The organism is Salegentibacter sp. (assembly GCF_041642575.1).
Lineage (GTDB): Bacteria > Bacteroidota > Bacteroidia > Flavobacteriales > Flavobacteriaceae > Salegentibacter.
Genome location: NZ_JBEPWD010000006.1, coordinates 15,063 through 32,953 on the forward strand (window position 1 = coordinate 15,063; position 17,891 = coordinate 32,953).

Sequence of the window (17,891 nt, forward strand, 5' to 3'; positions counted from 1 at the left end):
GTCTTTGCTTCAGGAACAAAGATCCACAAGGCCAGATAGATAAGAACAAAAGCCCCGCTGGAGAAAATTGTAAGCAAGATCCATAACAACCTTATCCATATAGGTTCTATATTAAGGTAGTGTGCGAGTCCGGAAGAAACTCCACCCACATATGAGTGTTCAGTATCACGGAATAGTTGTTTCCCTTTGAATCCTGTGCTGGTTCTGGCAGCCGGTTCGTCCTCGAAAATTTCTTCGTCCAGCATATAATCTTCGGGTTGCCCCATGATAGTGATTACTTCTTCAACTTCTTTTACGCTAATGACCTGACGATCATTTTGGATTTTTTCGTTGAAAAGTTCGGCGATGCGTGCTTCTATATCAGCAATGATCTCATCGCTGCCCTGTGTGCCGGTAAAAGAGCGTTTAATAGCATCCAGATAGTGCTGGAGCCTGGTATAGGCGTTTTCATCAATATGAAAGAAAATACCTGCTAGATTTATATTTACGGTCTTATTCATGATTCTTGTTTTTTTGTTTGGTTACAATACTTACTGCAGTTTGCAATTCGTCCCAGGTTGTTGTCAATTCCTTTAGAAATAGTTTCCCTGTTTCTGTGAGTCCATAGTACTTACGGGGTGGACCACTACTAGATTCTTCCCAGCGGTACGTAAGAAGTCCCGCGTTTTTAAGCCTGGTAAGAAGGGGGTAAATCGTCCCTTCTACCACCAGCAATTTGGCATCTTTCAGGGTTTCCAGAATCTCGGCTACATAAGCGTCTTCGTCTTTTAGAACAGAGAGAATGCAGTATTCCAGTACCCCTTTGCGCATTTGCGCTTTGGTGTTTTCAATCTTCATAGCCTTTAAATTTGAGTGTTGTTAAACTGTTCATTTTCTGATTGGTGATTTGATGAATGATTATTATTTGCTCCTAAAAAGTTAATACTGAGCGGATATTTATATAATTTGCCTTCACTGGCTTTTATCGCGGCCTGTATTACTGCAAAGATCTCCAGGATAAAAAGACCCAACAGAAGGGTTAGCACACCTCCCAAAATTAATCCGAATGGAAACAATCTTGCTAATTCACCCAGATTAGGGGCATCATTAAGAGGAAAGTGGGTGCTCTCCAAACTCAATTGCATCCCGGTAAAAACCATTCCTGCAATTCCGCCCATTACCAATACGATAAAGTAAAGGAAGATGCTTATCTGGAAGTTAAGAGCTTGTTTTCCATGGTGATCAATAAATTTATTATCCCTTTTTGTTAACCATAATACCAGTGGGAAAATAAAATTTCCCAACGGAATGAAATACTTTGTGAAGACAGACAAGTGTAGTAAACTTGCCAGGGTTTGGTCTTCTTTTTTGATTGTTGAGTTCATAACCTATTAATTTATATTACAAATATATGTCTAAAAGAAGGTATTATGCAAGGCATAGTACCTAAGTTTAACATTAAATTAAGAAAAGACTTCTGTGGGTTTCTTGTTTATTTTGAATATTTTTAGGGAGAAAACAAAAACACTATGTCTTTTACACCCGCTAAACTCAATGCTTATCTAATAACCAATCTCCCAAGCGCCTGGTTAACAGGAGTACGTGTTAAACAAATAGACGCTGATATCTGTAAGGTAGGGGTGAAGCATAGCTGGATAAATCAGAATCCATTTAAGTCTATGTATTTTGCGGTTCAGGCTATGGCAGCTGAATTAAGTACCGGCGCTCTGGTCATGCAACAGATAAAAGCCAGTAATAGAAAAGTGTCTATGCTGGTAGCTCAGAATAAAGCAGTATTTAGCAAGAAGGCCAAAGGAAAAATTCTCTTCACCTGTGTAGACGGTCACCTGGTAAACCGGGCAATAGAAGAAACCATCGCAAACGGACAAGGACAAACTTTCTGGATGAAATCTACCGGTCTGGATCAAACAGGAGAAGTGGTATCAGAATTTGAGTTTGAATGGACGGTAAAGCTTAAACAATAAAAAATAAACCAACTAGGTATATATAGTATGAATGCACACGAAATAGATTACCAGATTTACGGGGAGGAGATGCAGTTCGTAGAGCTGGAACTTGATCCACAGGAGGCTGTTATCGCTGAAGCCGGGAATTTTATGATGATGGATCATGAGATTAGAATGAACACCATCTTTGGAGATGGTTCAAAACAGAATGAGGGTTTCCTGGGAAGGGTACTGGGTGCAGGAAAGCGTTTATTAACCGGGGAAAGTTTGTTTATGACACTTTTCTCAAATGAGGGAGCAGGAAAGAAGAAAGTGAGCTTTGCATCTCCTTATCCGGGAAAGATCATCCCGATAGATCTTACTCGATATGACGGGAAGTTCATTTGCCAGAAAGACGCATTTCTATGTGCAGCTAAAGGAGTTTCAATTGGCATCGAATTTAGCAGGAAGCTAGGTCGCGGTTTTTTTGGTGGTGAGGGTTTTATTATGCAGAAAATAGAAGGTGACGGGTTAGCCTTTGTTCACGCAGGTGGTACCATGGCAAGAAAAGAATTACGTGCAGGAGAAAAACTGAAGGTAGACACCGGATGCATTATTGGGTTTACCCAAACTATCAATTACGATATTGAATTTGTAGGAGGGATTAAAAACACCATTTTTGGCGGTGAAGGATTGTTCTTTGCGACTCTAAGCGGTCCGGGGACCGTTTACATTCAAAGTTTACCATTTTCACGTTTGGCAAACAGGGTTTTGCAGGCCGCTCCTCAAGGAGGAGGGAAAGATAAGGGGGAAGGCAGCATTTTGGGCGGCTTAGGTGATGTTATTGGAGGTGATCGGCGTTTTTAAGCTGTTAAATTAGATTGGATTATCTAAACAATTCAAAAATTTTTCTTATATTTAGGAAGTTTTAAAAACCACCATATATAGCAAATTTCTACGCTTTAATCAACCTATCTAATAACTTAAACAGTTCAAATTATGGCGAGAGCGATGTTTGAATACACCAAAACTGTACTAGCCAAAGTAAGTTTTGACCCCGTATTATTTTGCAAGGAAGTAAAAAAAGCTTTGCAACGTCTTTTACCTCACGAAATCGAGGAACTGCGAATCTGGATCGAGGCTCTAACTCGGAAGAATCCGGAGTTGAATCAATGTTTAATCTATCTTAACCCATAAAATAAAAGCGGCCCAAAAGCCGCTTTTTTCTTTTATAATTTACCTTTCGAATAAGATTTCGGAATAGGATTACTTTCCCTATTATACTCTAAATTTTTATCTAATACAGATTTTCTATTTTTTTACTTTATTAAGTAAGCTAAAGTCTTTTCAATTAGACAAAGTCTTTAATTATCTTAAAAAATTAACATTTTGTTTAATTTTTTGTACATTGCTATCTGGTTAACTTATTTTTTCCGCATATTTCCGGTACTCTCCCTAAATCTTACCGCAGTTTTTTGGCAAAAATTGAGTTTAAATCAGGTAGTCTAATTTGGGAATATTCCGAAAAGCCAAATCAATTCTGAAGTAGGAAAAACTAAACCAACCACTATGAGATTAATTTTTAAAAGCTTTTTTGCAATTTCCTTAAGCTTGTTTCTTGCCAGTTGTACATCAGATGACCCCGTAACCCCAACTGCCAACATGCCTACAGTTAGTTTGGAAACTACTGCAGCCAATGCAGAAAAAACCTATACTACCATTGAGATTACCGGAACGGTAGATGATGACGGGGGAGATCCAGTAACAGCTCGGGGAACTGTGTGGAGTACCGATCCAAATCCTACCTTAAATGATGATTTTACTACAGAATCTTCGGCCAATTTTACCAGTGAAATCGAAGATTTAGAAGCAAACACCACCTATTATTTTAGGACCTATGCCACCAATACAGAAGGAACCGCTTACAGCAATGAGGAGTCTATAAGTACAAATTCTTTAGACGGAACAACCTGGGATTTCCATGTGATATATAGTCAAAATCAAACCTGGCATGGTGACGTAACGTTTAATGCCGATGGCACTACCGTTTATGATGAGCCAGACTACCCGGGATTATATCTCACCAACGGGACCTGGACCTTAGATGGCAATGACCTTTATTATGATTTCATTAGTTCAGAACCTGGCGCAATTATCTATACAGGCACGCTAGAAGATAATGAGCTGAGCGGAGATTTGCTTTATGCTCCCAGCCACCAGGGAACCTGGACTGCTGTAGAATATTAGGTTCTACTACAGATTTATTATAAAAGTGGCTGTCTAAAAATTAAGTCTTTTAGACGGCCATTTTTTATTCGGAAAACCTAATTTGAATATTTTAGTGTTGAAGTTCCTTTTTGCTTTGACTTACCGGACTTATGATCTTCACATTCTGAAAGGCTATAGCCCCTTTTACCACCCCTGCAATGGTATTCCTTAGAGCTTCAATGATCTGCATTTTTAATTCACTACGATTGTAGATTAGACTAACTTCCCTGGCCGGTACCGGATCTTCAAATGATCTTAGATTTGCTTTTTCAGAATCTTTAATATCCAGAGTATGGAGATAGGGCAGAAGAGTCATCCCTAAACCTTCATTCGCTAACTTAATGAGGGTTTCAAAGCTTCCACTTTCCAGTTGAAAATGGTCCTCATCGTAATTGCGGCTGGCCTTACACAGGTTAATAACCCCGTCTTTAAAACAATGCCCGTCTTCCAATAAAAGTATATCGTCTATATCGAGTTCTTCAACTTTAATTTTAGACTCTTTATGCAACCTATGGGAAGGAGGAATGTAGCCCACAAAAGGCTCATAATATAGAACGTTTTCCTTTATTCCCTGCAGCTCCAAAGGTGTTGCGGCTATAGCGGCATCCAGATGACCTTCCCGAAGCTTTTCTATTATGGCCTGGGTGCTTAGCTCTTCTATTTTTAATTTTACCTTGGGATATTTCTTTATGAAATTATTGATGAACATGGGCAGTAAGGTGGGCATAACCGTAGGGATCACTCCCAATCTGAATATTCCTCCTATATAGCCTTTTTGCTGATCTACGATATCCTGGATCCTGTCGCTTTCATTCACGATATTACGGGCTTGCTGAACGATCTTTTTACCGGTTTCAGTAAGCTGAATTGGTTTTTTGCTTCGGTCAAAGATTTGAACATCCAGTTCTTCCTCAAGCTTCTGGATCTGCATGCTTAAAGTTGGTTGGGTTACAAAAACCTTTTGAGCAGCCCTGGTAAAATTCTTATGTTCGGCGACCGCCAGGACGTAGTGTAATTGTGTTATTGTCATAGATATACATATTCAGGATATGCAAATGTATAGGTTTTTTCTATCATGAAAAGAAAAAATAATCAATATCCTTTAGTCTTATTACAACATTCCGCGAGCTTTGATCTCCAGGTATTTATTGATAGTATCGAGGCTAAGTTCCTGTGGTTTACTTAAAACTGCCTGGATTCCGTTCTGTTGAAGTTCTTTTAAAATCAGTTTTTTGTTGTGTGCAAATTCTTCAGCAATAGTTTGGTGAGCAGCTGGTCCAATTTCTTCAGGTTTAGACTCAATTAACTCCTGCAAGCTGGTATTTTCAAAAAATATCACTACCAGCAAATGATTTTTAGCCAAAGCTTTCAGAGAAGGCAGGCGCTTTTTTAAGCCGGAAATATGCTCGAAATTTGTGTATAGCATTAAAAGACTTCGTTGGGGAATTCGTTTCTTTAAATGAGCATATAAAAGATTGTAATCTGTATCAAAATAATTTGTTTCAACATTGTAAAGATGTTCCTGAATAAGTTTTAACTGGCTCCTCCTGGAATTAGCTTTCAGCATGATTTCCATTTTATTCGAAAAACCAATAAGCCCAACCTTATCCTTCTTTTTCAGTGCTACGTTCGAAAAGGCCAAACTGGAGTTAATTGCATAATCCAAAAGACTCAGACCATTAAATGGCATTTTCATAACGCGCCCGGTGTCTATAACCGAGTATACCGACTGGGAACGTTCATCCTGATACTGGTTCACCATCAGGTGAGCTTGTTTGGCAGTAGCCTTCCAATTAATGGTACGGGCATCATCGCCACTTACATATTCTTTGATCTGTTCAAATTCGAGGGTATGCCCAATCTTGCGAATTTTCTTTAATCCGGGGCGTGTGATCCGCTGATCTGTAGCCAGGAAATCAAATTGCCGCATTTGGATAAAAGAAGGGTAAACTTTTACCATCTCATTTTCACAAACAGACTTACGACTTTTAGCCAATCCAATTTGGCTTGCAGTAAATATATTTAGTCTTCCGAAAAAATATTCTCCCCGAGCTACAGGTCTTACAAAATAAGTCTCTTCTCTTTCTTCACCGGGTTTTAGGTTGAACCTGATTAAAAAATCTCTTTTCTGAAACTGGACCGGAAGTTCATCGATGAGTTCAACCCAAAGCTTTAAATTCCGGTTATTTTTCACTTTCAGCTGTACTTCATTCTCATCAGAATTCGAAAATTTCTCCGGAAGGATTCTTTCCGCGGTAATTCCTTCAGAAGAAAATAAAAGGCTCAGCTCTACAATAAAGACTAAAAAGAATAGAACTAAGGCTAACCATCCTATTGGATAAAGAAAGGGCATCCAGTAGGAAAACAGAAAGATAGCTGCGATTCCGAACAGGACCACAAAAAAACTTTGATTGAGATATAGAGCTTTAAAGAATTTGATCACTTAGCGTGGAATTTCAACCGAATGACTTATCATTTCTATTACATCTTTTGGCCGCATTCCTTCCATTTCCCTGTCGGGGCTTAGGATAATTCTATGCGCCATTACCGGTTGAAGCATCTTTCTAATATCCTCCGGGATTACGAAGTCTCTGCCGTTAATGGCAGCCATGGCCTTTGCTCCGTTCATAATAGCAATTGAAGCCCGAGGGGAAGCTCCCAGGTAAAGGTGGGGGTGATTCCGGGTTTTACCTACAATTTGGGTGATGTACTCCAGAAGTTTTTCTTCGATCTTTATCTCGTGGATCTGATTTTTTATTTCAGCCAGACGTTCCGGGTTTAGAACTGCCTGGATCTCAGTTTCCGGCAGATTGCCCTTTCTTTCCTGATGGCCTTTTAAAATGTTTACCTCTTCTTCAGCACTGGGGTAATCAATCTCTATTTTAAAAAGAAAACGATCCAGTTGAGCTTCAGGAAGGGCATAAGTGCCTTCTTGTTCAATCGGGTTTTGAGTGGCCAACACCATAAAGGGAGATTCAATTTTATACATCTTTCCGTCTATGGTGATCTGGCGTTCCTCCATTACTTCAAACAAAGCGGCCTGGGTCTTGGCCGGAGCCCGATTTATCTCGTCAATTAGAACGATATTTGAAAATATTGGTCCTGGTTTGAATTCGAATTCAGAATTTTTCATGTTCAGCACCGAAGTTCCCAAAACATCGCTAGGCATAAGGTCTGGAGTGAACTGGATCCTGCTAAAACCGGTATTGAGAGTTTTGGCAAATAGTTTTGCAGTTAGGGTTTTGGCAACCCCGGGAACACCTTCAATAAGTACATGACCATTGCTAACTAGTGCTACAATAAGCAGTTCTACAAAATCTTCCTGTCCAACTATAATCCTTGAAAGCTGCGATTTGAGATTCTTAACAGAATCTTTGAGATCTTCCAGTGGGATGCGGCTGTCAAAATTTATTTCGTTGCTATTATTGGTTTCCTGTTCCTCCATTTTTTGGATCTTTAAAAGTTGTTATGGCACGTGAAAGCTCCAGGAATTCTTCTTTACTTATTTGTTCCTGAACTTTCAGTTGCTCTATTTTACTGAATAGTTTTCTGGTTTTTGCTTTGCTGTTTTCACTTCGGGAGGCCAGCTTTTCCTGAAATTCGATATTGTTCAAATCCCCGGTTGGCAACCGGAATTGATTCCGAATATATTCTAAAAATAGTTCAATTTTCTTAATGCTCAATTCACGGTAGCGATTCTGCTCAAGGTAGAGGTGGCTAATGGTTTGAGCGTATTCGTAAGTTTTATTGCTTAAGGCATTCACAATGGGAATTGGCCTTTGCAGGCGTTTTCCCTGAAAAATAATATAGAGTACACTTGCGAGAATGACGAGATAATATGCCCATTTCAACTGTTTGTTACCTAAAAGATAATATAGCGGCGAGCTGTAAAAACTCTTTCCGGATTTATAATAATTATCCCAATAAACATTTTGCTCCGGGTTAAAATATCCTAAGACAGTCTCTGCATAGTTATGATTTCCATTTCTCAGAAGAAAATAATTGCTGAATGCTTCAGGGGTGGAATGCAAGAATATATCTCCATTTCCGAAGCCGGTTTTTACGAAATTCGGTTTTTCATCTGAAGCCTCATCGGTAAAAACTGCTGTTCCTAAAATTTCATGTTCCAGGCTATCGGTTTCTGTAAAGACGAGGGCTTCGATGTCAAAATTAAGTTTGAAGTTTTCCCGGTTGTTTTTAATTTCTAATCCCGGCCTGCTTTTAAAATCGGTGTTTCTAAGATCGGTATGGGCTTCCAGGTTCAGTGTGTCTAAAAGATTCTTACCTATATATCCCGCTGATATAAAAGCTGTATTTCCACGGCTCACCCATTCTAATACCTTGTTAAGTTCACTTTCATCAAAAACCACATAATCATTCAGAAAAAAATAGATGCCGGCTGGTGTTTCCTCTTCAGCTAAAAATTCAAAAGGAGGCTGACTAATCTCTTCGACCTCCCGGGTTGCCTTCCAACTTTCGAAAAACGCGTATGTTCCTAACGGAATTTTATCTTTCCCTGAATAACTGGGGGTCATGTTCAGGGGCTCGGGTTCGTTGGCTTCAAGGAAAGTCAGCGCCAGAATGACCAATATAAAGATCCCAAACCCTATTTTCCAGCCTCTATGCATAGGTTCGGGTTTTTATCATTTCTTCGGCCTTCATAAAAGCGCTTTCCGCAAGTTTAAAATTCTCCGGACTCACCGGAAACTCCCCGTACCAGCTATATTCGTATATACGAGTGATTCTTTTAAATTGATGTTGTAGGTTTTCTGATTTTATCTCCGCATAGTAATCCTGATTTGTTTTATCAAAGCTGTAATCGATAATTCCTTGCTGATCCATTTTTCGAAGCATATCGAGATAATAATATCTAATTGCTAATCGGTAATTTCCTTCAGAAATAGCTTTGCTGATCAATTTGCTGATATCTTCAGATTTAATGATCTTTTCTTCTTCTGAAAAAAATACTTTAGCCTCTTTCCCCGATGGCGCTGCAGCATAAGCCGGGTTGAGTTTAACAAAAAGCCATGCTACGAAAAATAAAACCATTAAAAGCAACAGGTATGGAAGAATGCTTATAAAGATTTCCATAATGCCTCCTGGTTCATAATTTCCGAAGAGCCAGTCTACAAATGCATTAAATTTTCTCGTGATCCAGCCCTTGAATTGCGTCCACCAGCCGGTAGAAGTTTCTCGCTCCAGATAGCCAAAATCCTTATGGTTTTTCCAATCTTCAAGAAGATTTTTGTCAAATTCAACTTTCTGATAACTATCCCGGTTTTCAGCCATACTATCCTGTTGCGGAAATGCCATTCCGAAGAAAAATAACAGTAAGACCAAAACCGGAAACAGTCTTTTCATCAGGATTTATTACCGAGATTATCAATTCGTTCATAGGTGCCCGTAAAATTCTTTTTTTCATTTAAATGAAAGTAGAGAAAGGCAACCCCAATGGGAATTATAGAATAGAAAATATATTGAACCAGCGAAGATAAAATACTCAGCAGGATATACACCCAGTCGAACATATCACTCATATCTGCGGCTGAACCTTCACTAACACTGGTAAATGCCTTTACAAAGGTGTAAATAATTAGCGGTAACTGAAAGATAAGGCTTATCACATAAACGATTATCCAGATAAAAACCAGGCTTAAAAAACTCATCCACCAGTTGTCTCGTACCAGGCTAAAGCCCTCGGTGATGCTTTCAGCAATATTCTGATGTTTAAAAATGAGAGCGGCGGTCGCAATACTAAGAGGAACGCTCACATATATTCCGGGAATTAGAAAGAGCATCATCCCCGCGAAGATAAAAACCCAGGAAATGATATTAAGTCCGAACATTTTTCCGAGGTCTTCCTTAACCCAGGCTGCAACTTCGTCATCTTTGATTTCTCCTTTGTTTTCGATATAAGATCTTATAAGATTGAAAACCGTAGCATAAACTGCCGAAAAGTATAATAACAGGGTTAGCGCCAGGACCCCAAAGGAAATTATGAATCCACCTGACAAAAATACTTCAGTATTCAAAGGATCTCCAAGTGTGCTGTAGGAGTAATAACTTAATGCAACGATTAGGAGCAAAAATGCCGGCCCGGCGATCTTATAAAGTAAGCGGAAATAGGCTTTATAATTTTCTCTGAGGAATTTAAAGCTTACGCTTATAATTTCCCCCATTTCACGTTGCTGCTTAAACTGTATGAAGTCCTGGTTCATTATTTTTATTGGTTTTCTTATAAAGATAGATTGGGTAAAATACGTAGTAAAAAAGGATAAGTGCCAGAGATGCCGAAATAATCAGGATTGCCAACCAGTCAGGCATTTGGGTAATACGGGTCACAAAGCCCTCCAGGAAGCCTGCGATAATAAAAAAGGGAACGGTGCTCATTACAATTTTGAGTCCGCTTTTTATTCCCCGGGTAAAAGAGACTAATCTTGTAAAAGTTCCGGGAAAAAGCATGCCTTTTCCTACCACCAGTCCCGCACATCCTGCAATAATGATCACCGAAATCTCAATGGTTCCATGTATCCAGATCGTCCTGGCTGATTCCCATAACAGACCTTGCTCATAGAAAAAATACTGAAAAGATCCCAGCATGATCGCATTTTGCATAAGGACAAAGACGGTTCCTATACCTGCAAAGATTCCTAAAGTAAACACCATAAACGATACCCTGATATTATTTATGGTTATTCCCAGGAACATATCGGTTTGGGCCATTTTCTTATAAACGGCCATCGGGTCGTTTTCAGCGATATTTTGCAGGGTCATATTCACATATTCATCACCCATTATAAATCTAACAAATGCAGCATCTCCCGATGCTGAAAAAGCTCCCACCACGGCGAACAACATAAAAATTAAAAAACTAAGCAGCAGCTGTTTTTGGTGTTTATAGAATTCCAACGGAAATTCCTTTATAAAAAAGCTGATAAGCCTACTGCCTGGTTCTTTTCGCGAATGGTAGATTTTCCGGTGAGCATTAGCCGCAAGGCCGTTTAGATAAGCGGTGGTATTGCTTTTTGGATAAAAGGTTTGAGCATAACTTAAATCATCACTTACCTCAATATACAGCGCTGAAAGCTCATCGGGAGTGGGCGAAGTTTTATTCTGAAGGAGGCTTTCAAACTTTAACCATTTATCCTTATTTTGCCTTACGAAGGCTGCCTCGCGCATAGTTCTGAAATTAAGACTCAAAGAAACATATTAAATGGATAATTTTCAAATAGAAACTGCTCAAAATATAAGTATTCGACAAAACGTGGCAGGTATTGGAGACCGTATTCTTGCTTTTCTTGTAGATAGTTTCATATTGGGGGTTTATTTGATCTTAAGTTCCTTTATAATTTCAGGTACGGGGCTGGATGCAGCAGGGGAGTTTGTGTATTATTTAATTCTGGGGGTGCCGGTATTATTGTATTATCTTTTATGGGAAAGTCTATGGAACGGACAAACCCCTGGTAAGAAAATTCTTCAGCTACGGGTTGTTAAACTGGATGGTTCCCGGCCTGTTTTTTCAAATTTTGCCCTGCGTTGGTTGCTTAGAATTATTGATATAAGCATAAGTAGTGGTGCGATTGCAGTGGTTAGTATTCTTCTTAATGAGAAAGGCCAGCGGCTTGGTGATATTGCCGCAGGGACAACGGTGATCAGCGAAAAGAAACAAGTAGGACTCGAAAATAGTCTGGCAGTAGATATCCCTGAAAATTATAAGCCAATCTATCCACAGGTTAGTATGCTGAAAGATGCCGATATTCAGGAAGTTAAAAACCTTTATCGAAATGCCCGGGCAAATGGGAACGACGAGATTATTCTGAAGCTCTCTAACAGATTATCGGATATCCTGGAAATAGAACCGCAGCAACAACCCGGAGATTTTGTAAAACAGGTAATCTCCGACTATAATTATTATACGGGCAGACAGTAGAAACTTATTCTATAATTTCAATATCTATTTCAATATTGTCTACAGGCCATTCAGACTGGCCAGTTTCTACCTGGGCTATTTCGTCTACTACATCCATTCCTTTAGTGACCCGGCCAAACACTGTATGATCATTGTCCAAATGGTGAGCACCATCAGGTTTGGTCACGATAAAAAACTCAAAGGGAGAAGAGGCCTTACTTACATTCTGCTCGCTGTATTTTGCTGCTGAAAAAGCTCCGCGAACATGCCGGTATCCCGCTTCGAATTCGCTGGGAATAAGATAAGAGCCAATCTTTTTTCGGTGGCGGGAGGTTGCCGTATTATCAGAATTCCCACCCTGAATAACAAAATTGGGAGAGACCCGGTAAAAATAGGTGTGATCAAAATACTTGTCCTTTGTTAGCATGATAAAATTAGCGCGGTGTAATGGCGTATCTCTGTAAAGACTAACCTCAATATCCCCAAAACTGGTAATTATTCTAATTCGGGTTTCAGGATTTTCTTCTCCATATTCGGTTAAAGTAGGAATCAGTTCTTCCTGCTCAATAGGAAAGTCAATACTTGTTACGCCTTCTTCTTCAGGAGCTTTGGTTTTGGATTTTTCCTCATCAGAATTCTGTAAAGAATCTATAGAAGAATCATTGCTGACATCTTTATTTTTCAAGGTATCTACGGCCGTATCAGCATTATTTTTCGAAGAAGATTGTTTATCTTCACAACTGCTAAAGATCAAAATAATAGCTAAAGAAAGAATAGTAAGTTTTCGTGTCATGGATTTTCAAGACTTTAAAGACAGGATCCCAAAATTAAAAAAATTACCGCTTCCCGGAATGGATGCGCATAATAAATTAATACCTGCTACAAGAATTGATGAATTTTCTAATCTGGATATAGAAAAAAGGAATCCTTTACAAGCCGGCGTAATGGCTGTTTTTTATCCCGGTACCGACAGTCATACCAAGCTGGTGCTTATTTTACGAAAAACCTACCAGGGAGTACATTCAAACCAAATTGGTTTTCCTGGGGGGAGAGTAGAAGTGTCAGATCGTGATCTGGTGCATACTGCACTAAGAGAAACCGAGGAAGAGGTAGGGATACCGCAATCTGAAATAAAAGTGGTTAAGGAACTTACTAAGTTATATATTCCTCCCAGTAATTTTTGGGTACACCCATTTATGGGGATGCTGGAAAAAACCCCAAAGTTGGTACCTCAGGAAAGTGAAGTAGAACGGATACTGGAAGTAAACCTCGAACATTTTCTGGATAATAAATGCTTTGTAACCCAGACCTTAAGTACCAGTTATACTAAAAATATTGAGGTGCCGGCTTTTAAGCTGAATGACCAGATTGTATGGGGCGCAACCGCTATGATGCTAAGTGAAATAAAGGTATTGCTGGAAAAAGTTCTATAAAATCTTTATTATATTATATTTGCCCGGTTTTCCGGTGAAAAGTATTGCATTAACAGGAATTATTTAAATTGAAGCATGGGCTTGTTTAAAAGAAACCCTTTTGGGCATATATTATTTTTAAAAAAGTGGCTTATCCGCATCTTCGGTGTGCTCACTCATCAGCGATACCAGGGTTTTAATCAATTAAAGATCGAAGGTTCTGAGATCATTAAAGACTTGCCCGAGACCAATGTTTTATTTGTTTCTAATCACCAGACCTATTTTGCCGATGTTACGGCAATGTTTCATGTTTTCAACGCCAGTTTAAGCGGACGGGTAGATACCATTAAGAATATTGGCTATATATGGCAACCAAAGCTGAATATCTATTATGTAGCAGCTAAGGAAACCATGCGATCCGGACTTCTTACCAGGATCATGGCTTATGCAGGTTCTGTAAGTGTAGAGCGTACCTGGCGGGAAAAGGGAAAAGAGGTGGAACGCGACGTTAATCTCAGAGATACTGAAAACATCGGTAAAGCTTTAAATGATGGCTGGGTAATCACTTTTCCGCAGGGAACAACTAAACCTTTTAAACCTATAAGAAAAGGGACGGCTCATATCATTAAAAACTACAAACCTATCGTAATTCCTATTGTAATTGATGGTTTCAGAAGATCTTTCGACAAGAAAGGCCTGAGAATCAAAAAGCGCGGAATTTTGCAATCATTTGTGATCAAGCCACCTTTGGATATTGATTACGAGAACGATTCTATTGAAGAGATCGTCACAAAAATCGAATATGCCATTGAGCAGCATCCATCTTTTTCAAAGGTTATTCCTACGGAAGAGATAGATGAAATGGAAAAGATGAACGAGAAACGCCGTTTTGAATATTAATTCAGGTTCCGGGCACCTATTAATAAAAATAATTTGCAACGTAAACGCTTTTATTACCTCATTAAGATTCAATACCTCGGCTACAGGCTTCACGGATGGCAAAAACAACCTCATGTAAAAACCGTTGAAGGTCTTGTCACTAAAACCCTGCGTTATGTAATGCCTGAGGAAAAATTTAAAATCCTTGGCACCAGTCGTACCGATGCCATGGTTTCGGCTATGGAGAGTGCTTTTGAGCTATTTCTGGATGAGAAACCTCTCCTTGATCAGGATGAATTTTTAAAGCTTTTCAATCTTAATTTACCACAGGACATACGTGCTGTTTCAATTACTGAAGTTGATTCGAAATTTAATATCATTCAGCACCCAAAAAATAAAGAATATTTGTATCTCTTTAGTTTCGGTGGAAAAAACCATCCTTTCTGTGCGCCGCTAATGGCAAATTTTCAGGAAAACCTGGATGTGGAAAAGATGATAGAGGCCGCAGCATTATTCAAGGGACAACATAATTTCAGAAACTATTGCGTCAGGGTTTCAGAAAAGAGCAAATTCGACCGCGAGATCCTTAGCTCAGAAATTATTGAGAATATTGAAATAACCGCGAGTTTTTTTCCAAAATCCACCTACCTGTTCCGCATAAGCGGGGAGGGCTTTTTAAGGCACCAGGTTAGGTTGATGATGGGAAGTCTGGTGCTGGTTGGCCGTGGAGAATTAAGTCTGAATGATATAAAAAACAGCCTTACTTCTGAAACAGAAATGCAAATGGATTATATCGCACCGGCTTCCGGACTAATTCTCAACAAAGTTGATTTTAGTTGATCATTCCTGGGTGACTTCCTCTTTATCCAAAACTGCCAGAGCGCAACGGATTGTCCAGTAATCCAGACTTTCTTCAAAATGTTCGTAATAGGGTTTTAAAGTTTCGGGACTTCCAAGTTCTTCCCTTGCCTTCCTTACCGTTTCGATATCATTTTTATCCACAAACCTGCTCATATCGATTTCTTCCCCATTGGTGTAGAGTTTAGCCAGGTGAGAATAGATGGTAGTGATAGCCAGTTCCCGTCTTTTGGAAATTTCTTCTACTGAAAGCCCTTCGCGGTAAAGGGCCAGGGTTTCTTTATAGGTGTTGCCTTTCTTTCGCTTTTTTGGAGTTCTCTTTTCTTTTGAAAACGCGATGATCTCCTTAATAAACTGAAATCCGTAATCCTGCATTTTTTTACGTCCTACGCCGTTAATTTGTATAAACTCATCATCGGTCATGGGCCGTTCCTTCTCCATTTCCTTCAGGGAAGCATCGTTGAAAATCAGATAAGCCGGAATACCTTCCGCACGAGCAATCTTTAATCTTAATTCCCTAAGTTTTTCGAATAAAGAATTGTCTGCAATTGTTGCAGTCTCTCTTTCTTTGGTGACCTTAGCATTTCGCTCAGGAACTTTCGCCAGTTGAACTTTCTCCTTCTCGAAAAGCACATTTCTAGCCAGGCTTGTGAGCTGCAAATGGTTTTTCTGGTGAAAAGCTATCTCCACATAACCGAGATTAATAAGCTGAATAAGATAGTTTTGCCAATGCTGCCAGGAGGTTTCTTTGCCTACGCCAAAAGTTGGCAAAGCCTGATAATTCTTTGAAAAAACCGATTCGTTTTGTGCTCCTCTCAGCACATCAATAACTGTAGTAAGTGATTCCTGTTCCTTTAATCGATATATGCAGGAAAGGGCTTTCTGGGAAAGAATGGTCCCGTCAAAGAATTTAGGGGGATTTCTGCAAATGTCACAATTCCCGCAATCTTCCTGTTTGAGTTCCCCAAAATAATTCAGCAGGATCTTCCTTCTGCAGGTAAGCGATTCCGAATATTGCTTCATCCTATCCAGTTTTGCCAGTTGTACCTCACTGTTCCCTGCATCTGAAGCGAATTTCTGAAGCTGCACCACATCGGCATAGCTATGAAAAAGCAAAGTGTCTGAAGGTAACCCGTCGCGGCCGGCACGGCCTATTTCCTGATAATAGCCCTCCATATTTTTAGGCATGTTATAATGGATCACCCAGCGGATGTTGGATTTGTCTATGCCCATTCCAAAAGCTATGGTAGCACATATAATCTTACTAGTGTCGTTTATAAAATCGTCCTGGATCTTTATTCTTTTCTCGTGTGCCAAACCGGCGTGATATGCCTCAGCGGCGAAACCTTTGGCCTGCAGTTTGGCAGCAAGTTCTTCGGTGGTTTTTCGGCTCAGGCAATAAATTATTCCGCTTTCGTTTTTTCTTGCACTTATGAATTTTTCAATCTGTTCAAAGCGTTTTAATCCCGGCCGTACTTCCAGGCTTAAGTTTTTCCTGTCAAAAGAAGCGATATGTTTTTCAGCATGGGGAATATTGAGCTGGTTACAAATATCCTGGCGGGTAGCCTTATCGGCAGTAGCGGTTAAAGCGATTACAGGAGTATCAGGAAATCGCTTTTTAAGGTAACCCAATTGAGTATAGGCCGGGCGGAAATCGTGACCCCAGCTCGAAATACAGTGCGCTTCATCTATAGCGATCAAACTCACTTTTCCATTGGAAAGGAAGCTGTCTATCACCTGTAGACTTTCAGGAGCTACGTATAAAAGTTTCAGTTCTCTGTTGTCTATTTTTTTGAAAATATCCTGCTGCTGATTTTCGCTTTGGCTGCTGTTCAAAAAGGCCGCTGGAATCCCGTTTGCGGTAAGGCCGTCTACCTGGTCCTTCATAAGAGCGATCAAGGGAGATATAACCAGGGTGATCTCAGGCAAAAGCAATGCAGGAAGCTGAAAACAGATCGATTTCCCTCCTCCTGTAGGCATAATCACAAGGTTATCGTGACCCTTAAAGATCGATGAAATTATTTTCTCCTGAAGCGGCCTGAAACTTTCGTAACCAAAATATTCTTTAAGCGTATTTAATAAGCGGGATTCTTCCATGCATCAAATTTAGGTTTTTGAAGTGGAAAGAGGAAGTAGGGTTAGCCCTGAAATTTCAATGTTTAACCTAAGGAAGTTATTTAAACCACAAATTAGAAGGAAAACATTTTGTAATTTTACTCTAAGATCATGAAACAACTCACTGTAATTTATCTAAGCCTAACCCTCTTAATGCAGGGTTTTAATCCCGGTCTGAAGGATCTGGTAAGGATGGGGGATATGCTTGAGCATTTGGAATATCATTCTCAAAATTATGGAGATGGTTTTACTGAGTTCTTCTCCAAGCATTACGGAGCCGCAAAAGACGAGCACCATGAGAACAATAAAGAGGAACAGCATGATCATGACAACTTACCTTTTAATCAGCAGAATTCGGCACAAACAGCCTTGTTGTTTTTTATTCCGCAAATAAAAATTCCTTTATTAAAATCACCACAGGTTCAGAAACAATCCTTAAATTTCATCTATAAGGAAAGTCGTTCTACTTTCAGGAATCACGAAATTTTTCAGCCCCCGCGAAACGTGTAATCTACTTTTGTTCTT

At 39.5% G+C, this 17,891-nt stretch carries 21 protein-coding genes; 9 read left to right on the forward strand and 12 right to left on the reverse strand.

What is annotated here, in order from left to right; translation table 11 throughout:
- The 3 genes from ACESK1_RS02445 to ACESK1_RS02455 all read right to left on the reverse strand — a co-directional run.
- Positions 1 to 500 (reverse strand): PspC domain-containing protein (locus tag ACESK1_RS02445; protein WP_372917565.1); only part of this gene is annotated, 500 nt, incomplete at its 3' end.
- Positions 493 to 837 carry a PadR family transcriptional regulator gene (locus ACESK1_RS02450; protein ID WP_372917567.1) on the reverse strand — a complete coding sequence of 115 codons (345 nt, stop codon included), beginning with the start codon at positions 835 to 837 and terminating at the stop codon, positions 493 to 495. The genes ACESK1_RS02445 and ACESK1_RS02450, both read right to left, overlap by 8 nt.
- A gap of 5 nt (positions 838 to 842) precedes the next feature.
- Positions 843 to 1,364: a DUF4870 domain-containing protein gene (locus ACESK1_RS02455; protein ID WP_372917569.1), complete on the reverse strand. Its 522-nt coding sequence runs from the start codon at positions 1,362 to 1,364 to the stop codon at positions 843 to 845.
- Between the two features lie 144 nt (positions 1,365 to 1,508).
- On the opposite strand from ACESK1_RS02455, the gene ACESK1_RS02460 reads away from it, so the two are divergent.
- The 4 genes from ACESK1_RS02460 (at position 1,509) to ACESK1_RS02475 (ending at position 4,172) form a co-directional block, all read left to right on the forward strand.
- Positions 1,509 to 1,964, forward strand: coding sequence for a DUF4442 domain-containing protein (locus ACESK1_RS02460; RefSeq protein WP_372917571.1), 456 nt, complete (start codon positions 1,509 to 1,511; stop codon positions 1,962 to 1,964).
- A 27-nt stretch (positions 1,965 to 1,991) separates the two neighbouring features.
- Complete coding sequence (locus tag ACESK1_RS02465; RefSeq protein ID WP_372917573.1) at positions 1,992 to 2,792, forward strand: TIGR00266 family protein; 801 nt, start codon at positions 1,992 to 1,994, stop codon at positions 2,790 to 2,792.
- Positions 2,793 to 2,924: 132 nt separating this feature from the next.
- Entirely contained in the window at positions 2,925 to 3,122 is a 198-nt protein-coding gene (locus ACESK1_RS02470; RefSeq protein WP_372917575.1) for a hypothetical protein, read from the forward strand.
- 372 nt (positions 3,123 to 3,494) lie between these two features.
- Positions 3,495 to 4,172: a hypothetical protein gene (locus ACESK1_RS02475; protein ID WP_372917577.1), complete on the forward strand. Its 678-nt coding sequence runs from the start codon at positions 3,495 to 3,497 to the stop codon at positions 4,170 to 4,172.
- A 91-nt stretch (positions 4,173 to 4,263) separates the two neighbouring features.
- On the opposite strand, the gene ACESK1_RS02480 is transcribed toward ACESK1_RS02475, so the two are convergent.
- The 7 genes from ACESK1_RS02480 to ACESK1_RS02510 all read right to left on the reverse strand — a co-directional run bounded on the left by ACESK1_RS02480 (position 4,264) and on the right by ACESK1_RS02510 (position 11,372).
- Positions 4,264 to 5,223: a hydrogen peroxide-inducible genes activator gene (locus ACESK1_RS02480; RefSeq protein WP_372917579.1), complete on the reverse strand. Its 960-nt coding sequence runs from the start codon at positions 5,221 to 5,223 to the stop codon at positions 4,264 to 4,266.
- Positions 5,224 to 5,304: 81 nt separating this feature from the next.
- Entirely contained in the window at positions 5,305 to 6,636 is a 1,332-nt protein-coding gene (locus tag ACESK1_RS02485) for a DUF58 domain-containing protein (RefSeq protein ID WP_372917581.1), read from the reverse strand.
- Positions 6,637 to 7,638 (reverse strand): AAA family ATPase, encoded by a 1,002-nt coding sequence (locus ACESK1_RS02490; protein ID WP_372917583.1) that lies wholly within the window; start codon positions 7,636 to 7,638, stop codon positions 6,637 to 6,639. It abuts the gene before it with no gap.
- Complete coding sequence (locus tag ACESK1_RS02495; RefSeq protein WP_372917585.1) at positions 7,616 to 8,821, reverse strand: DUF4350 domain-containing protein; 1,206 nt, start codon at positions 8,819 to 8,821, stop codon at positions 7,616 to 7,618. The genes ACESK1_RS02490 and ACESK1_RS02495 overlap by 23 nt, the downstream gene beginning before the upstream one ends.
- Positions 8,814 to 9,554: a DUF4129 domain-containing protein gene (locus ACESK1_RS02500; RefSeq protein WP_372917587.1), complete on the reverse strand. Its 741-nt coding sequence runs from the start codon at positions 9,552 to 9,554 to the stop codon at positions 8,814 to 8,816. The genes ACESK1_RS02495 and ACESK1_RS02500 overlap by 8 nt, the downstream gene beginning before the upstream one ends.
- Positions 9,554 to 10,411 (reverse strand): hypothetical protein, encoded by an 858-nt coding sequence (locus tag ACESK1_RS02505; protein ID WP_372917589.1) that lies wholly within the window; start codon positions 10,409 to 10,411, stop codon positions 9,554 to 9,556. The genes ACESK1_RS02500 and ACESK1_RS02505 overlap by 1 nt, the downstream gene beginning before the upstream one ends.
- Entirely contained in the window at positions 10,386 to 11,372 is a 987-nt protein-coding gene (locus tag ACESK1_RS02510) for a stage II sporulation protein M (protein ID WP_372917591.1), read from the reverse strand. Before ACESK1_RS02510 ends, ACESK1_RS02505 begins: the two co-directional genes overlap by 26 nt.
- Positions 11,373 to 11,406: 34 nt before the next feature.
- Here ACESK1_RS02510 and ACESK1_RS02515 point away from each other — a divergent pair, with 34 nt between their 5' ends.
- Positions 11,407 to 12,123: an RDD family protein gene (locus ACESK1_RS02515; RefSeq protein ID WP_372917593.1), complete on the forward strand. Its 717-nt coding sequence runs from the start codon at positions 11,407 to 11,409 to the stop codon at positions 12,121 to 12,123.
- 4 nt (positions 12,124 to 12,127) lie between these two features.
- Here the strand turns inward: ACESK1_RS02515 and ACESK1_RS02520 are convergent, their stop codons facing one another.
- The gene (locus ACESK1_RS02520) at positions 12,128 to 12,895 is read right to left on the reverse strand and encodes a peptidylprolyl isomerase (protein WP_372917595.1); all 768 of its coding nucleotides are present in this window, start codon (positions 12,893 to 12,895) and stop codon (positions 12,128 to 12,130) included.
- Between ACESK1_RS02520 and ACESK1_RS02525 the strand changes: the two genes are divergently transcribed.
- The 3 genes from ACESK1_RS02525 (at position 12,894) to truA (ending at position 15,233) form a co-directional block, all read left to right on the forward strand.
- Complete coding sequence (locus tag ACESK1_RS02525) at positions 12,894 to 13,535, forward strand: CoA pyrophosphatase (RefSeq protein WP_372917597.1); 642 nt, start codon at positions 12,894 to 12,896, stop codon at positions 13,533 to 13,535. The genes ACESK1_RS02520 and ACESK1_RS02525 overlap by 2 nt on opposite strands.
- A 75-nt stretch (positions 13,536 to 13,610) precedes the next feature.
- Positions 13,611 to 14,414: a lysophospholipid acyltransferase family protein gene (locus tag ACESK1_RS02530; RefSeq protein ID WP_372917599.1), complete on the forward strand. Its 804-nt coding sequence runs from the start codon at positions 13,611 to 13,613 to the stop codon at positions 14,412 to 14,414.
- Between the two features lie 33 nt (positions 14,415 to 14,447).
- Entirely contained in the window at positions 14,448 to 15,233 is a 786-nt protein-coding gene (truA, locus tag ACESK1_RS02535; protein ID WP_372917601.1) for a tRNA pseudouridine(38-40) synthase TruA, read from the forward strand.
- Here the strand turns inward: truA and recQ are convergent, their stop codons facing one another.
- Complete coding sequence (recQ, locus tag ACESK1_RS02540; protein WP_372917603.1) at positions 15,234 to 17,348, reverse strand: DNA helicase RecQ; 2,115 nt, start codon at positions 17,346 to 17,348, stop codon at positions 15,234 to 15,236.
- A gap of 129 nt (positions 17,349 to 17,477) precedes the next feature.
- Between recQ and ACESK1_RS02545 the strand changes: the two genes are divergently transcribed.
- Positions 17,478 to 17,876, forward strand: a complete 399-nt coding sequence (locus ACESK1_RS02545) for a hypothetical protein (RefSeq protein ID WP_372917605.1) — start codon at positions 17,478 to 17,480, stop codon at positions 17,874 to 17,876.
- The last annotated feature ends 15 nt before the right edge of the window (positions 17,877 to 17,891 follow it).

Excerpts from the sequence above, each read along its gene's own strand:
- ACESK1_RS02465 (WP_372917573.1), top strand. The coding sequence starts at position 1,992 with ATGAATGCACACGAAATAGATTACCAGATTTACGGGGAGGAGATGCAG.
- ACESK1_RS02530 (WP_372917599.1), top strand. The coding sequence starts at position 13,611 with ATGGGCTTGTTTAAAAGAAACCCTTTTGGGCATATATTATTTTTAAAA.
- ACESK1_RS02470 (WP_372917575.1), top strand. The coding sequence starts at position 2,925 with ATGGCGAGAGCGATGTTTGAATACACCAAAACTGTACTAGCCAAAGTA.
- ACESK1_RS02450 (WP_372917567.1), bottom strand. The coding sequence starts at position 837 with ATGAAGATTGAAAACACCAAAGCGCAAATGCGCAAAGGGGTACTGGAA.
- ACESK1_RS02500 (WP_372917587.1), bottom strand. The coding sequence starts at position 9,554 with ATGAAAAGACTGTTTCCGGTTTTGGTCTTACTGTTATTTTTCTTCGGA.
- ACESK1_RS02525 (WP_372917597.1), top strand. The coding sequence starts at position 12,894 with ATGGATTTTCAAGACTTTAAAGACAGGATCCCAAAATTAAAAAAATTA.
- ACESK1_RS02490 (WP_372917583.1), bottom strand. The coding sequence starts at position 7,638 with ATGGAGGAACAGGAAACCAATAATAGCAACGAAATAAATTTTGACAGC.
- ACESK1_RS02545 (WP_372917605.1), top strand. The coding sequence starts at position 17,478 with ATGAAACAACTCACTGTAATTTATCTAAGCCTAACCCTCTTAATGCAG.
- ACESK1_RS02460 (WP_372917571.1), top strand. The coding sequence starts at position 1,509 with ATGTCTTTTACACCCGCTAAACTCAATGCTTATCTAATAACCAATCTC.
- ACESK1_RS02510 (WP_372917591.1), bottom strand. The coding sequence starts at position 11,372 with ATGCGCGAGGCAGCCTTCGTAAGGCAAAATAAGGATAAATGGTTAAAG.
- recQ (WP_372917603.1), bottom strand. The coding sequence starts at position 17,348 with ATGGAAGAATCCCGCTTATTAAATACGCTTAAAGAATATTTTGGTTAC.
- ACESK1_RS02505 (WP_372917589.1), bottom strand. The coding sequence starts at position 10,411 with ATGAACCAGGACTTCATACAGTTTAAGCAGCAACGTGAAATGGGGGAA.
- ACESK1_RS02520 (WP_372917595.1), bottom strand. The coding sequence starts at position 12,895 with ATGACACGAAAACTTACTATTCTTTCTTTAGCTATTATTTTGATCTTT.
- ACESK1_RS02475 (WP_372917577.1), top strand. The coding sequence starts at position 3,495 with ATGAGATTAATTTTTAAAAGCTTTTTTGCAATTTCCTTAAGCTTGTTT.
- ACESK1_RS02515 (WP_372917593.1), top strand. The coding sequence starts at position 11,407 with ATGGATAATTTTCAAATAGAAACTGCTCAAAATATAAGTATTCGACAA.
- ACESK1_RS02455 (WP_372917569.1), bottom strand. The coding sequence starts at position 1,364 with ATGAACTCAACAATCAAAAAAGAAGACCAAACCCTGGCAAGTTTACTA.
- ACESK1_RS02495 (WP_372917585.1), bottom strand. The coding sequence starts at position 8,821 with ATGCATAGAGGCTGGAAAATAGGGTTTGGGATCTTTATATTGGTCATT.
- ACESK1_RS02480 (WP_372917579.1), bottom strand. The coding sequence starts at position 5,223 with ATGACAATAACACAATTACACTACGTCCTGGCGGTCGCCGAACATAAG.